The organism is Ruegeria sp. AP7 (assembly GCF_056539905.1).
In genome coordinates this window covers 61,101-75,936 of sequence record NZ_JBQFVT010000006.1, presented here as the reverse complement: position 1 = coordinate 75,936, position 14,836 = coordinate 61,101, and the positions used below count along the sequence as shown (strand labels likewise).

Annotated in this window: 15 protein-coding genes; 8 read left to right on the top strand and 7 right to left on the bottom strand. The window is 56.8% G+C overall.

The window, feature by feature from the left end; genetic code table 11:
- Positions 1-2 precede the first annotated feature (2 nt).
- Positions 3-1,181, bottom strand: coding sequence for a TIGR03862 family flavoprotein (locus tag ACR0KN_RS12860; protein ID WP_480654027.1), 1,179 nt, complete (start codon positions 1,179-1,181; stop codon positions 3-5).
- A gap of 44 nt (positions 1,182-1,225) precedes the next feature.
- Between ACR0KN_RS12860 and ACR0KN_RS12855 the strand changes: the two genes are divergently transcribed.
- Positions 1,226-1,522: an HNH endonuclease gene (locus ACR0KN_RS12855; protein ID WP_480654025.1), complete on the top strand. Its 297-nt coding sequence runs from the start codon at positions 1,226-1,228 to the stop codon at positions 1,520-1,522.
- Here the strand turns inward: ACR0KN_RS12855 and ACR0KN_RS12850 are convergent.
- From ACR0KN_RS12850 to ACR0KN_RS12840, 3 genes are read right to left on the bottom strand one after another with little or no spacing between them, the layout of a single operon-like run.
- On the bottom strand, positions 1,519-2,253 hold the full coding sequence (locus ACR0KN_RS12850) for a VOC family protein (RefSeq protein WP_480654023.1): 735 nt from the start codon (positions 2,251-2,253) through the stop codon (positions 1,519-1,521). The genes ACR0KN_RS12855 and ACR0KN_RS12850 overlap by 4 nt on opposite strands.
- 2 nt (positions 2,254-2,255) lie before the next feature.
- Positions 2,256-2,864: an enoyl-CoA hydratase/isomerase family protein gene (locus ACR0KN_RS12845; protein ID WP_170545257.1), complete on the bottom strand. Its 609-nt coding sequence runs from the start codon at positions 2,862-2,864 to the stop codon at positions 2,256-2,258.
- The gene (locus ACR0KN_RS12840; protein WP_170476297.1) at positions 2,861-3,610 is read right to left on the bottom strand and encodes an SDR family oxidoreductase; all 750 of its coding nucleotides are present in this window, start codon (positions 3,608-3,610) and stop codon (positions 2,861-2,863) included. The genes ACR0KN_RS12845 and ACR0KN_RS12840 overlap by 4 nt, the downstream gene beginning before the upstream one ends.
- A 132-nt stretch (positions 3,611-3,742) precedes the next feature.
- Between ACR0KN_RS12840 and ACR0KN_RS12835 the strand changes: the two genes are divergently transcribed.
- From ACR0KN_RS12835 to lpxK, 5 genes are all read left to right on the top strand, one after another.
- Positions 3,743-5,266 (top strand): DUF2125 domain-containing protein, encoded by a 1,524-nt coding sequence (locus ACR0KN_RS12835; RefSeq protein ID WP_480654021.1) that lies wholly within the window; start codon positions 3,743-3,745, stop codon positions 5,264-5,266.
- Between the two features lie 125 nt (positions 5,267-5,391).
- The gene (locus ACR0KN_RS12830) at positions 5,392-6,738 is read left to right on the top strand and encodes a TldD/PmbA family protein (protein ID WP_480654019.1); all 1,347 of its coding nucleotides are present in this window, start codon (positions 5,392-5,394) and stop codon (positions 6,736-6,738) included.
- Positions 6,725-7,525, top strand: a complete 801-nt coding sequence (locus ACR0KN_RS12825; RefSeq protein WP_170545263.1) for a 3'(2'),5'-bisphosphate nucleotidase CysQ — start codon at positions 6,725-6,727, stop codon at positions 7,523-7,525. The genes ACR0KN_RS12830 and ACR0KN_RS12825 overlap by 14 nt, the downstream gene beginning before the upstream one ends.
- A complete protein-coding gene (locus ACR0KN_RS12820) occupies positions 7,522-8,757 on the top strand; it encodes a glycosyltransferase N-terminal domain-containing protein (RefSeq protein ID WP_170545265.1) in 1,236 nt (411 codons plus the stop codon). The genes ACR0KN_RS12825 and ACR0KN_RS12820 overlap by 4 nt, the downstream gene beginning before the upstream one ends.
- On the top strand, positions 8,744-9,742 hold the full coding sequence (gene lpxK / locus ACR0KN_RS12815; RefSeq protein ID WP_480654016.1) for a tetraacyldisaccharide 4'-kinase: 999 nt from the start codon (positions 8,744-8,746) through the stop codon (positions 9,740-9,742). The genes ACR0KN_RS12820 and lpxK overlap by 14 nt, the downstream gene beginning before the upstream one ends.
- A gap of 38 nt (positions 9,743-9,780) precedes the next feature.
- On the opposite strand, the gene ACR0KN_RS12810 is transcribed toward lpxK, so the two are convergent.
- Positions 9,781-10,446, bottom strand: a complete 666-nt coding sequence (locus tag ACR0KN_RS12810) for a DsbA family protein (RefSeq protein ID WP_480654014.1) — start codon at positions 10,444-10,446, stop codon at positions 9,781-9,783.
- A 14-nt stretch (positions 10,447-10,460) separates the two neighbouring features.
- Positions 10,461-10,967 carry a DUF721 domain-containing protein gene (locus ACR0KN_RS12805; RefSeq protein ID WP_480654012.1) on the bottom strand — a complete coding sequence of 169 codons (507 nt, stop codon included), beginning with the start codon at positions 10,965-10,967 and terminating at the stop codon, positions 10,461-10,463.
- 150 nt (positions 10,968-11,117) lie between these two features.
- On the opposite strand from ACR0KN_RS12805, the gene ACR0KN_RS12800 reads away from it, so the two are divergent.
- Positions 11,118-12,104, top strand: coding sequence for an A/G-specific adenine glycosylase (locus tag ACR0KN_RS12800; RefSeq protein WP_480654225.1), 987 nt, complete (start codon positions 11,118-11,120; stop codon positions 12,102-12,104).
- Positions 12,105-12,163: 59 nt separating this feature from the next.
- Positions 12,164-13,300: an alkane 1-monooxygenase gene (locus tag ACR0KN_RS12795; RefSeq protein WP_480654010.1), complete on the top strand. Its 1,137-nt coding sequence runs from the start codon at positions 12,164-12,166 to the stop codon at positions 13,298-13,300.
- A 78-nt stretch (positions 13,301-13,378) separates the two neighbouring features.
- Here ACR0KN_RS12795 and ACR0KN_RS12790 read toward each other — a convergent pair whose 3' ends face one another.
- Positions 13,379-14,767: an adenylate/guanylate cyclase domain-containing protein gene (locus ACR0KN_RS12790; protein WP_480654008.1), complete on the bottom strand. Its 1,389-nt coding sequence runs from the start codon at positions 14,765-14,767 to the stop codon at positions 13,379-13,381.
- Positions 14,768-14,836: the final 69 nt, after the last annotated feature.

Genomic DNA, 14,836 nt, shown 5'->3' with positions numbered 1-14,836 from the left:
ACCTATCGGTTCAACCATTCAACTGCCGACTGCCCAGCCCATCGACCCGTCGCCAGACAGCCGGTAAGAAGATAACCGCCAGTTGGCGCTTCCCAATCCAGCATCTCGCCTGCACAGAAGACGCCAGGCAAGGCGGTCAGCATTAGACCTTCATTCACCGAATGACGCTCAATACCACCTGCAGTCGAGATCGCTTCATCCATCGGGCGCAGACCAGAATGATGTAAAGGCAAGTACTTCAGGGTCTCAACCCAATGCGAAGGTGCCAAATCGCTGCCTTTGGTCATTTCATGAAACAAAGCGACCTTCTGCGAAGACAGGCGCAAACTATTCTTCAGCCAATGCGACAGGGTTGCCTTGGGTTTCTTCGCACTCAATCGCTCATGCAGCGCATCCTTCAAAACATCCGGAACCAGATCCACAAAAAGCGGCAAGCCATTCCGAAGTGCCGGCGTCAGAGAATACAGGCCCCCACCTTCCAAACCCTTTGCGGAAATCGTCGCCTCACCTCGGCTTTGAAATTGACCTGCCCACCATCTCACCGACTTTAGGGCCGCACCAAAATGAGGTTGCATATAAGGGCTCCAATCGACTGAAAGAGCCGCATTTGCGGGTGCGAACGGGGCCACGCTGACACCTTGTTCTACAAGCCAAGGTGCCCATGCCCCATCCGATCCAAGCCGCGCCCAACTGGCGCCACCGAGCGCTAATATAGTCGCTTCTGGGGTGCAAAACTGTGCCCCAATGGGCGTTTCAAACACCAAAGCGCCATTTTGCCAACCTTTCCAGCGCCATCGGGTTTTGATCTCGACACCAGCCCGATCAAGTCGGGACAACCACGCCCGCAATAAGGGCGATGCCTTCATCGCTTTGGGAAATACACGGCCAGTTGAACCTGTGAAAAGTTCTTGCCCCAGACCACCGGCCCAAGACATGACCGCCTGCGCGTCAAACGCTTGGATCATCGGATGCAGCCAGTTCGCAGCTGCCCCATATGCGGAAATAAGAGTCTCAAAGGGTTCGTCTTTGGTCAGGTTCAGCCCAGACTTTCCTGCCATCAAAAATTTGCGCGCCACCGAAGGTTTCGCTTCGGCCACAAGAACCTTATGCCCCGCAGCAGCAAGTTGCTCGGCAGCAATCAATCCCGCTGGTCCTGCTCCTATGACGACGGTTTGCGCCATTGTGTTCCTCTTGCCCAATGCACGCTTCGGCGCAAAGTTAGGTCATGGCAAATTCTGATCCGATCTGCCCGCTCTGTAACCGCCCGATCCCTGAAGGGGGTGGTAGCCTGCACCATCTGATCCCAAAGCTCAAAGGAGGCAAGGCCGGGCCAACCGTTTTATTGCATCAGATCTGCCACAAAGAAGTACATGCTACACTCACCGAGGCCGAATTGGCGCGCGACTACAACACGGTCGATTCGCTGCGCGCGCACCCAAGGCTGAAAAAGTTTCTGGATTGGGTGCGTAAACGCCCACCGGGTTTTCGGTCAAAGGTGCCCGGTAAACGGCGCGGTCGTTAACTACCCGGGAGCCATGGATCACCGAATGCATCCTCTCGCGGGTCTGCCAAACCTTCGACCTCGATCCCAAGATAATCCGGCACCGGCGCAAACCGGGCACTTGGGATATGTTGGAACTCCAACGTCGTGTAGCGGCGCTTCCACAGCCATTCGCGATTCTCGACCGCCCAGAGATCGGGGTTAGGAGGCGCGTCGGCTGTAAACGCATAGAAATGCAGATCAAAGCCGTAAGGTTCGACATCTTGCATAGATAGCAAAGTCATTCCCTGAGATCGACAAAACGCATCTTCAGCGGCGATGTCACCAGTCCGCAAGGTGATCTGACCAATGTGGGCCTCGGCAAATGGGGTGTCCGGGCCGGCGGCTTCGTCGGGTCGGTTACCCTCGAAATCATGCTGCAGCAGCTCGATGACAAACCCCTCGGGATCACTCAGATGGCACATGTAGCCAATGTCCAAAAACTGTCCCGGCGCGCTGACCGCGATACCCTTCTGGCGCAGTATATCTGCCGCAAGATCAACATTCGGCAGCGTGATCCCGATCTTCCAATAGCGCTGACCACGGTCGTGGTGATAGCCGCCGCCACCCGGCATCAGCAAAAGATCAGCATCTTGGCCGGGGTATCCCACGCGGCGATTGGCACCTTCGGCCTGAACCAACATACCAAGCGTATCACGATAGAACGCAGCCAACCCATCCGGATCTGCCACTCGCAAGCGCAGTGCAGCCATTCTCATGGGCACAATCCGGCGATACCAGCTGCAATCGCTGGGTCAGCAGACAGACTGTCTGCTACCAACTCCCGCGCGGTGGGCATCAGTAGATCGGCCTCGACAACCCGATCAACCAACCCAAAGTTGTACGCTTCTTCGGCCGAGATCTTTTGCCCGGCCATCAAGATCATTTTAGTTCTGGATGGGCCAATCAAAGCGGCCATCCGTTTAGGATCAGAGGGTTGCGGCAAAAAACCCAGCTTCATGACTGGATAGAAAAACTTGGCTGACGGAACTGCGATACGCAGATCACAGGCCAGAACCATACCGTTGGCCCCACCCGCCAGCGTGCCATTGAGCGCCGCCACCGTCAGGCAGGGCAACGCAGCAATCGCGCCCGAAAGTCGTTCCCACAGATCTGAGGTTGCAAGTCCCGCCCGCGCTTCCTCGAGATCTGCACCTGCGCTGAAAACCCGGCCTACGCCGGTCAGGATCAACGCGCGGGCCTCAGTTGCGGTCTCTGCGATGTGGACCAATTCACCCAGCATCGCTGAAGTCAGTGCATTGGCCTTTTCCGGGTTGTTCAACGTGACCGTCCACAACCCGTCTTCTTGGGTCAGATCAATCACGTCAGACCAACTCGTTTGCGAATTTCTTCATTGCGCAGCGATATCTCGGTCCCCAAAAACTCATCCGCATCCGCCGAACACATCCACATCAACGCTCGCGCAGGCCAATCTGCCGGGATATGATCGTCCCAATCCAGTTGGCTGACCGGATTGATACCGCTGGCCTTGATCACCCGCTGCATATCAGTGGCCACGGTCCCCGGCGACAAGCCCATGGCGCGGATGCCATGATGCGCCTCTTCCAAATGAACGCATTCAGTTAACATCTTGGCGCCAGCTTTGGAGGCGCAATAGTGGCTCCAGGCTTCCACCGGATTAGACGCCGCGCCGGACGAGACGGTCAAAACCGTGCCCCCGCCTGACGCCCGCATGATGGGCAAAGCCGCGCGCATTCCATAGAAGATACCTTTTAGATTGATATCGATCGCATGGCTCCAAGCCTGTGTATCCGCGTTCGACAGATGAAAAATCGGATCGATCACACCCGCGTTCCCGATCAGCACGTCCAGTGCACCAAACCGATCAATGCAGTCGGCAACTGTCTGTTCTACCTGCGCAAAATCGCTGACATCGCAAGCCAATGCGATCACATTTTCACCCAGCGCCGCAGCCAGCGCTTCGATCTGATCACGGCTGCGCGCGACCAAAGCAACATTGGCCCCGGCTGCGGCAAAAACGCGCCCGGCTTCTGCGCCGATGCCTCGACTAGCCCCAGTGATCAGTACAGTTTTCCCTTGCATATGCATCGCTTAAATCCCTGCATTTGAAATTGTCTTAACTCGTACCCTGCAAATGGGGAATTGGTCCACCCCTTCCCCCTTGACGCTGATCGCTACAGGCACGACGATGCCGTCAAATTGATCAAGAAGGGTTCTCTTATGACTGTTTTCCTTCGCCGCAGCTGCGGTGCAGCTTTGGCATATGCCGTTGCCACAAACGGCGCATTTGCAGATGTAACAGCCGATGATGTCTGGTCCGACTGGCAGGCCTATCTGGGCGGGATGGGCTATGACGTAACGGGTGAGCAAAGCGTATCAGGCAGCGTCACAACCATCTCGAACATGACGATGGCGATGGCGATTCCGGATACCGAAGGCACATTTGATATGGTCATCCCCGAGATGACGCTGACCGAGAATGGCGACGGCACGGTCAATATCGGGTTCCCTGCCAGCTTTCCAATGACAATTTCGGGGGAGGCTGAGGGGGAGACATTCTCGGCCGATCTGGTCTATTCTCATGACGCTCTGGAAATGGTCGTCTCGGGTACTCCCGAAAATATGACTTACGACTATACGGCGAACAGCCTGTCTCTGACGCTGGACTCGATGGAATTCGACGGTGAGACTGCGCCAGATGACATGTTGGCCCTGAATGTCCAGATGAACGATATTGCTGGCGCTTCCCGGATGGAAATCAACGAGAAGCGCAATATAGAGCAGCAACTTACCGCTGGCAGTCTGTCCTATGACGTCGCCTTTAACGAGCCTGATAGCGAAGATACGGGCCGGATCAGCGGCAAGCTTGATGACCTGAAATTTGACGGTGATACAATCATCCCACCCGGCATGGATGTCGCAAGTATTGAAGACATCTACAAGGCAGGGTTTGCCGCGTCAGGGACCTTTACCTATGCCTCGGGTAGCACCGAAATGGCGGGTACATCCGAGGGCGAACCGTTCTCGCTGAGCAGCAGTTCCGAAGGTGGCAGATTTACCGGCAGCATCGATGCCCAGAGACTTGTTTACGATCTTGCGCAGAACGGCACGAAGCTGGCGGTCACAACGGCCGACCTGCCGTTCCCAATCGAAATGGCAATGGCCAATGCCGGGCTGAAATTTGAGTTCCCCGTTCAGGCGTCGGAAGAGATCCAGCCCTTCGGGTTTGGCATAAACCTGACCGATTTCACCATGTCCGACATTTTATGGAGCATGTTTGACCCTGCAGGCGCGCTGCCCCGTGATCCGGCAACCATTGCGTTGGATACGACCGGCACCGCCAAGGTTCTGGTTGATTTCATGGACCCAGAAGCAGTGGAAGAGCTTGAGACATCTGATGTGGTTCCGGGCGAGTTGCATTCACTGAAGATCAACGAACTGCTTGTGTCGCTGGTCGGGGCAGAGTTGACCGGGAATGGAGACTTCACGTTCGACAATTCCAACACCGAAGAGTTTGATGGTCTACCCGCCCCGTCGGGCGTCGCCAATCTGAAACTTGTCGGGGCCAATGCTCTGCTCGACAAGCTGATCGGCATGGGCTTTGTCTCGGAAAACGACGCGCTGGGTGCCCGTATGATGATGGGTCTGATGGCTGTTCCAGGCGAAGAACCCGACACGTTGAATTCGAATATTGAGTTCACCGAGGACGGACAGATTCTGGCCAACGGTCAGCGTATCAAGTGATCAACATATGGGGAAAGGCCGCAATCGTGGCCTTTCCCGCCTGAGGCACATTACGCTATTGTGCTGCAGGCCTTGCGGGACGAACGATCCGAGGCTAGGTCCAGTATAACCAGACCGGAGGCCTCATGACCCGAACACCTCAGAACATCAGCGACGAACTGCTGGACGCAGCCCGCAGGGCTGGCGCCGAGGCGGCTGATGCCATTGTTATTGATGGATCATCCGTTTCTGTCGAGGTGCGTGGTGGTGCGTTGGAACATGCCGAACGCTCGGAAGCAACCGATCTGGGGCTGCGGGTTTTTCTGGGCAAGCGTCAGGCGATCGTTTCCAGTTCAGACAGCCGTCCCGAGACCCTCAAAGCGATGGCCGAAAGGGCAGTTGCCATGGCCCAGGAAGCCCCGGAGGATCCGTTTACCGGTTTGGCTGAACCCGACCAGTTGATCACCGACTGGGACATGGATGCACTGGAACTTTTTGACACGGCCCCTGAACCCAGCGCCGAAGCTCTGATGCAGGACGCGTTGGCTGCCGAAGCAGCGGCGTTGGAAGTTGCGGGCGTATCGCAGGTTTCTGACGCGGCGTCGGCTTATGGCACTCACCGGGTCCATCTCGCCGCGACAAACGGCTTTTCGGGTGGCTACATGCGCAGCAGCCGTTCAACCTCATGCGTTGCCATATCCGGCGAGGGCACGGGGATGGAACGTGACTATGACGGTGACAGCCGTACCTTTCAGTCAGATCTGCGCAGCCCGGCCGAGATTGGCCGAACAGCAGGTGAGCGCGCGGTTCAGATCGTCGGTGCGCGCAAACCGCAGACCGGCAGTTTCCCTGTCGTCTTCGACGAGCGTATTTCTTCGTCCCTGATCGGCCATCTGCTGGCGGCCAGCAATGGCGCCGCTATTGCACGCGGAGCCTCTTGGCTGAAGGAAAGCCTAGGGCAGCAAGTTCTGCCGTCACACCTGTCGCTGATCGAAGACCCGCATCGCCCGCGCATCTCCGGCTCGCGCCCATTTGACGCCGAAGGCCTGGCAACACACCGGCGGGCTATCGTTGAGGATGGCGTGCTGACTGGGTGGACACTGGATTTGTCCAGCGCGCGCAAACTAGAAATGAGTTCTACCGGGAACGCCGCGCGCGGCGTATCCGGGCCACCCTCACCCAGCAACTGGAACCTTAGTCTGACGCCGGGCGACAAAACACGTGCTGACTTATTGCGCGATATGGGGACAGGGCTGTTGGTTACGTCGATGATTGGCTCGACCATCAACCCCAATACCGGCGACTATTCCCGCGGTGCATCGGGTTTTTGGGTCGAAAACGGTGAGATCACGCACCCTGTCAACGAATGCACCATCGCGGGGAATCTGCGCGACATGTTGATGCGCATCATTCCTGCCAACGATGCGCGGGCTTACCTGTCGCGCGTTGTGCCCTCGCTGCTGATTGAAGGGATGACCCTTGCCGGCAACTGACCTGTCCCTGCTGATCGACGCCGCGCTCGAGGCGGGAAAGATCGCCACGCGCTATTCGGGCCCTGACGCCCAGCGCTGGGACAAACCCAAAGGCGCAGGACCGGTTACCGAAGCTGATCTGGCCGTCAATGCAATGCTCGAGCGTGAACTGCAGGCTGCCCGCCCGGACTACGGCTGGCTCAGCGAAGAAACCGAGGATTCACCTGATCGCCTGACCCGTAATCGGGTCTTTGTCATTGACCCCATCGATGGCACCCGCAGTTTTGCCGAAGGATCACGCACCTGGGCGCATTCGCTGGCCGTGTCTGAGCAGGCGGAGGTAACGGCAGCGGTCATTTATCTGCCAATGCGCGATCTGCTTTATGCCGCCGCAAAAGGGCAAGGCGCAACGCTGAATGGCAGACCCATATACGTTTCTGGGCGGGTGCAGCTGTCCGACGCCGAGATTCTGGCCGCAAAACCTAATCTTGATCCGCGCCATTGGCTGTCTGAGGCTGTCCCGGACTTTCGCCGAGTGTACCGGCCGTCACTCGCTTATCGGATGGCATTGGTTGCACAAGGACGGTTCGACGGAATGCTGACCCTGCGCCCCAGCTGGGAATGGGATATCGCCGCCGGTGATCTTATCCTGCGTGAGGCGGGCGGACGCTGTACAGATCGGTTAGGGCATCCATTACGGTTCAATAATGCTCACCCTCGCCTGAATGGCGTTGTAGCGGCGGGCTCAGAGGTACATGAAAATCTTCGTTCCAGATTGGACCCACGCGGGATCGGCATCTCAGCATGAGTAAACCACGATCTCTCAGCCTGGCGGCCTATCGGGTCCTTTCTTGGGGTGTTCCCAAGAACACCAGTTTTGCAGGTATAGCGCGTCCCGAGGGAGAAGTTTTATGGGTGCATGTCAGCACACCATACCGGCTGCGCGCCGTTGATGATTTCTGTCGCCGCTTGATGTCCGCGCGACCGGGTTTGTCGCTGCTTCTAACAGCGCCTCCCGACGCCGATATCGGAGAATGGGAAGAGTGCAGCTGCCAAATTCTAAAGCTCCCGGCCGAACACACCGGTGCCGCACGAGCTTTCCTGGACCATTGGCGCCCCGATATGGGACTTTGGTTCGGCGGTGGATTAATGCCAAACATCATTACCCGTGCGCAGGAACGGTCAATCCCGCTCGTACTGCTTGAGGCATTGGTTGAAGTGAAGACGGCACGAGGTGGGCGTTGGCTCCCGGATATTACCCGTTATACGCTGGATTGCTTTACGACCATCCTCACCACAAATGATGAAACAGCACGCCAAATCCGGAGGTTGGGGGTCAACTCGGCAAAAATTTCGGTCGAGCCTCCTCTTCATGTCAGCCCCAACCCAACCCCCTGGCCCGAGGATGAATTGATCGAGACCAACCACATTCTGGCCGGTCGGCCAGTTTGGCTGGCCGCATGGGTTCAGGCCAAGGAGTTTATTTCGGTACTCAGTGCACATCGCCAGGCACTACGATTGTTACCGCGTCTTGCTATGGTTCTGCACGTGGCCGATGCATCCGAGGCCGCGCCATTGTACAAACGTTTAGAGGCGATGGACTTGCGATGCGCTAATTGGGACGAAGGTCATGCCATTGAGGATACAACGCAAGTCATCGTGACATCAGAACCCGAAGATCTGGGCCTTTGGCATCGTGTTTCAGCCGTGACATTCATGGGCAGTTCGTTGGAACGCAACGCAGGTGGTCAAGACCCGTTAATTGCAGTCGCGTTGGGATCGGCGGTGATTAATGGCCCGCATGTCGGCAATTACCAGGTCCTTTATGATAGGTTGAACCAAGCCAACGCCGCCATAACCATAAAATCGGCGACTGAGTTGGGCGATGGCGTAGTCGAGTTGCTGGCTCCGGACCGTACCGCAGACATGGCATTGGCCGGTTGGCAGATTGTAACCGAAGGCGCGCCACAGGCGGATCAACTGATCGATATGGTGCAAGACACGCTGGACCGGCGGAGGGCCCACCATGCGCGCCCCTGATTTCTGGAATTCGGCCCCCGATCAGTTGGACTTGCGGGCCAGATTACTTGCACCACTCGGCCGCATCTACGCGTCCGCGACAGCCCGCCGCGTGGCGAGCGGTCAGAGCCTCTCACCGGGGATACCGGTAATCTGCGTCGGCAACCTGAACGCGGGCGGCACCGGCAAAACGCCAACCGTAATATGGGTACTGGATTGTCTTAGGGGCATCTGGCACCAGCCTCATGTTGTCACCCGCGGACATGGTGGATCTCTGGAAGGCCCAGTGCAGGTTGACCCACGGAAACACACCGCGGCGCAGGTGGGCGACGAACCCCTTTTGTTGGCCGCATTCGCCGAAGTCTGGGTTGCCAAGGATCGTGCCGCCGGAGCACAGGCCGCCACAGCTGCGGGCGCGACCGCAATTGTACTGGATGACGGATTTCAAAATCCCTCTGTCAACAAAGACTTTTCGATCATCGTGGTGGATGCCGCGCGGGGATTTGGCAACGGGCTGTGCCTTCCTGCCGGACCCTTGCGAGAACCTGTGGAAGCGGGGTTGAAGCGAGCTGATCTTGTATTGTCCCTTGGCGATTCCGAGGCGCAATCGATTTTCGTTGAAAGATGGAGCCACGCCCTTTCGGTGCCCCACGCCACGGGTGAGATGCGACCGCTGCAAACCGGAATGGACTGGAGCGATACCTCTGTTCTGGCATTTGCAGGCATCGGATACCCCGAGAAGTTTTTTGAAACTCTGCGGCAACAAGGCGCAAAACTGCTGCGCGCCGAAGCTTTGGACGATCACCAGCCGCTGACAACCGCCCTTATGAGCCGCTTGGAGAAGGACTCTAAAGCGTTGAGCGCCCAATTGGTTACAACCGAGAAGGACGCCGTGCGCTTACCTGCGGCGTTCCGAAGTAAGGTCCTGACACTTCCGGTCCGGCTACACATCAATCAGGATGAAATGGTCAAAGCGATGTTAACCAAAATCGCGCCCTCACCCTGAACGAATGGCCAGCCTGATACAGGCTGGCCCAACAGGGATTAGCTGCCCAGCTCGTCTTCGATCAACTTCTTGAAGTCGTCATAAGACTGGTTATCAACCTTCTTGCCATTCACGATGAAAGAGGGTGTCGCCTGAATTCCATCACGTTCAGCGTTCTCTTGGTACCAGGCTACCAACGTCTGCGCGCGGGTGCCGTCCTGCAAGCAGGCTTCAAGCTGATCATTGTCGATACCTGCTAGACGACCAATCTTGCGCAGCTCGTCAACGATTTCGGCGGGACCTCCGGCGCGAGTCCATTCGGACTGACCTTCATACAGCAGATCGGTAATGCCAAAAAACTTCTCGGGACCCGCACACCGCGCCACCATCGATGCCCAAAGGCCATAGCGGTCGAAATACACCTCGCGGTAGGTGAACTTGACTTTGCCCGTGTCGATGAAGTCCTTCTTGAGCTGCTTATACGCGCCCTGATGAAAGTTCGCGCAGTGCGGACAAGTGTATGACGCATATTCGATGATCTCGACTGGCGCGTCTTCCGCCCCCTGCACCATCTCAACGATGGTTGACGTGTCCAGATCCGCCTCTTGCGCCTCGGCGGTACCGACAAGCGGGTTCGAAGGGATCGTATTACTCGACGTTGTCAGCCAATAGCCGCCAGCGGCTACGGCGACAGCCGCACATACTACGGTTGCAATCCGGCTCATTCCTCAGCCCTTTCTTAGCGTTTCTGTCTGGATAAAACGTTGCGGCCCAATCGTTCAAGGGCTGCACGCAAATCTTCATCATGAACTGCGCGCGACACATTGTCGGCCTCAGCTGCAACTTCTGGTGAAACAACAGGTTTTGTCTGTTTCGGTTTATGATCGAAACTCGCCTGCCCCTCGGCAAACCCGGTCGGCGCGGTCTGGGTGATACGTACCCGATTGATCGCATTGTAGCCATAGACGGCATTCACCTTGTCACGGATCTGCTCTTTCTGCATCTCCAGCATTGGCGCCTGCGGTCCGGTTGTCAGCACCGTCAGCGTCGCCCCAAATCCGCCCTTGGCGTATCCTACATTCACCGGCCGGGCGATCGACGCGATGTCCTGGCCCACAATCTCGGCCCAATGGGTCAAAAGGCGCGAGACGGCAAAACCCCGGCTTTCCCCGGCCTGCCTGATCCGGTCATTCAGCAAAGTGGCGGTGCGCTTGAACCCGCGGGTCGAAGAACGTCTGCGTTGCATCTGGTTTCCAACTCTTGCGCGGCTATTGTAATAAGCTGCGACCTGTGCGCCAGTGAAACCCGACAGGGAGTTACATAAAACTTGCGTGACTGCACCGAAATCGACCTGAGCAAGACGCTGTTGGACTGGTACGACCGCCACGCGCGGGAAATGCCGTGGCGCATTGGCCCGGTGGATCGCGCCGCCGGTGTCATGCCTGATCCCTATCGGGTCTGGCTTTCCGAAGTTATGCTACAGCAGACCACCGTAGCCGCCGTACGCGACTATTTCATCAGATTCACCACCCGTTGGCCTACTGTCGAAGCCTTGGCGCAGGCCCAAGACGACCAGGTCATGGGCGAGTGGGCTGGCCTTGGCTATTACGCGCGCGCGCGCAACCTATTGAAATGCGCGCGCGTTGTCGCTGCTGAGTATGATGGTCAATTCCCCGAGAGATACGACGCATTACTGAAACTGCCGGGAATTGGGCCCTACACCGCTGCTGCTATTGCAGCGATTGCATTTGATCAATCCGAGACTGTTTTGGACGGCAACGTCGAACGAGTCATGGCGCGGTTATTTGACATTCACGATCCCCTGCCTGGTTCAAAACCCCTGTTGAAAGAAAAGGCCGCGTCACTGACACCACCTCTGCGGCCCGGGGATCATGCTCAGGCGGTTATGGATTTAGGCGCGACGATCTGCACCCCTAAATCTCCAGCTTGCGGGATTTGTCCCCTCTATGCGACCTGTATGGCGCGGGCTGCGGGTACGCAGGCAGAATTACCGCAAAAAACACCCAAAAAACCGAAACCTACACGGTTGGGCCATATCTATATCGCCCAACGCAGTGATGGCGCTCTGCTATTGGAACGCCGCCCCGACAAAGGCCTGCTGGGCGGCATGTTGGGCTGGCCGGGCTCGGACTGGTCCGATGCGCCTGTAGAAAATCCTCCGTTCCCGGCGCGTTGGCAAGAAATACCGGGCGAAGTGCGGCACACTTTCACCCATTTTCAACTGATCCTGCGTATCTGGACGACCAAACTGCCCGATGGGTTTACTCCGGATGATCTTGTGATCATGGACAAACACCAGTTCAAACCCAGCGACTTACCCACCGTTATGCGCAAGGGTTTCAATCTCTGGCGCGGCCAATAGACCGCTGTGCAAAACATAAAGAGCGGTCTACTGTTCGGGCAACGTTTTGGAGCCCCAAGATGATTGCATCTGACACCCTCTCTCGCTGGCATTCTGCCGTTCCATATTGGGTCTCATACCTACTGATCCCAATCATTTGGATGACTTCCTTCGCTGGTGGTTGGTGGGTCTTGCTTGTGCCTCTCTCAACTTGGTGGGCCTTCGCTGTGCTGGATCAACTGACGGGGCTTAACTTGGAAAATGCCGACCCGGACGCGCCAGATGAAGAGCTGGACTGGTATATTTGGCTGACCAAAGCATGGGCTCCGGTGCAGTTCCTCACGCTTTACGGACTGATCTGGTACACGACCCGCGCAACGGGACTGACCACAATCGAAAAAATCGGCGTGTTCTTCGGCATGGGCGTTATTTCAGGCACGATCGGAATCAATTACAGCCACGAGTTGATGCACCAGAAAGGCAAGCTGGAACGATGGCTGGGTGATATCCTGCTGTCGATGGTGCTTTACTCCCATTTCCGGTCCGAACATCTGCTGGTCCACCACCGCTATGTTGGCACCCCACGCGACCCTGTGACCGCACTCTACAACGAAGGCTTCCACCGTTTTTATCCGCGCGTCCTGCGCCAAAGTCTAAAATCGGCGTTTCACGCCGAAGCTAACAAACTGGCCCGCAAAGACCGCCCCTGGACAGCTTCCACGAACCCCTTCTGGCGGTATTGGGCCTTGCAATCGACCATGCTGCTTCTGGCGTACCTGCTCGGAGGATGGGCCGGGATAGGCTTATTCCTGCTGCAGGCAGGTACCGCGATCTGGCAGCTAGAATTGGTCAACTATGTCGAACATTACGGCCTGACGCGCAAATATCTTGGCGACGGTAGGTACGAACATGTCAACCCGCGCCATTCGTGGAATGCGTCGCATAAAGCGTCGAACTGGCTACTTATCAACCTGCAACGCCATTCGGATCACCATTACAAACCAAGCCGCAGGTTCCCTTTGCTGCAACACCATTCTCAGGACGCCGCCCCGCAACTTCCATATGGGTATCCGGTCATGACAATTGCGGCGATGATCCCACCATTGTGGCGACGCATCATGAACCCCAAGGTCCGAGCGTGGCGACGTCAATACTATCCCGAGATCGCCGACTGGCAGCCCTATAACAAGGCGCAGAACCCTCTGCCTCGCACCTAACCGCAGCACGCGCCAGCGTGCTGCTCCGCCCAACAGGAAGGATCGCATCTTTGATGCGGTTCTGACAGGCGGGAGCCCCTATTTTTGGAGCACCCAAAAATCCATCGGGGCGGCGACACCTCGCACCGTCTGATCCGGCCGCTGTTCAAATCCTGCCATCAAGTCTTCTGAGTTCGGTGTTTCTTGCAACGCTTGGGTGCGCAATGCATCGCTGACAATTATGCGGGCAGCGCATTCGCGCGTCATGGCCTCAAGCTTTGCAGCAACATTTACCGCATCGCCTATCACGGCGAACTCCAGCCGGTTCGCTCCGATATCACCCAGGACAACTGAGCCATAGTGAACCCCTGCACCAATCTGAATCTCTGCCTCACCGGCGCGTTTGCGATCAATATTCCAGCGGTCGATCATATCGACCATCGACCGGGCACAAGCCAATGCATTGCTCGCATCCAATTCACCCGGCAGCGGTGTGCCAAACGTAGCCATCAATCCGTCTCCAAGATACTTGTCTAGCGTTCCATGATGGCGAAACACCTCTGTCTCCATCCGCGCATGGAACCCGCGCAAGACCTCGATAACCTCATACGGATCGCGCCCCGCAGAAAATTTGGTGAACCCAACGATGTCGATGAAAAGAACCGCAATGTCTTCTTTGCGGACCTGCTTCAAAGGCTCATCGTTCTGGCTGAGCTCATCAACCACATTCGGAGAGAAATAGCGCGACAAGTTCGCGCGCTCACGTTCAAGTCCGGCATTCGACATCAACAAGCGATTGAGGCGCCGCATCGAAACACCAAGCGTCACTGCAACCATGACAAAAACAATCACCTGCTGAATACGGAGCGTCGGCATGAAACTGTTGGGATCCATGAATTCTGCGACGTCTGGATAACCTGCCAAGGCCTCGGATACGCGCTCGCTGATCCCCGGTATCGGCGTGGAGACCCACCATGCGATCACCCAACCTGCTGTCCACATGAACGCCGTCCAAGTTCCAATCGCGATGACGGTACGCCAGGAATAGGCAAGAGTTCCTGCAGCCAGAATGATGAAGAAATACTGGAAGTTGTCGAACCGATACTGCATTGCCAGCGGCCGCACGTCGTCGCTGAACGGGTTAGGAACGATCATACCCAGTGTCATGATCAGCAGATCAATGAAGATCAAAAGTAGCTCTGTTCGGGACTGACCAACGCGCCCCGCACGTCGGATCAACCAACCATTGGCGCAGATCAGCAACAGAATGAAATGGTACCAGAGAACCTCCCAGTGGGGATTCAGGTAAATCAGCAATAGTGCTGTAAAGGCCATTGCGATCCAGCGCGCCCGAACTGCAAGCTCCAAACCCTCACGCTTATTCCGTTCCAGCGCGGCTTCGGTGTACTTGTTGTCTAGGTCATAATTGTCCGGCTGCGTGAAGAACAGTCTGCTCAGACGAGATTGACTGGCGGTTGTCTCGGTCATTGCATCGGTCTCCCATATGCGCTGTCAGGGGCTACCCTATGCAAACATCCTATAGAGGAAAACAAAAGA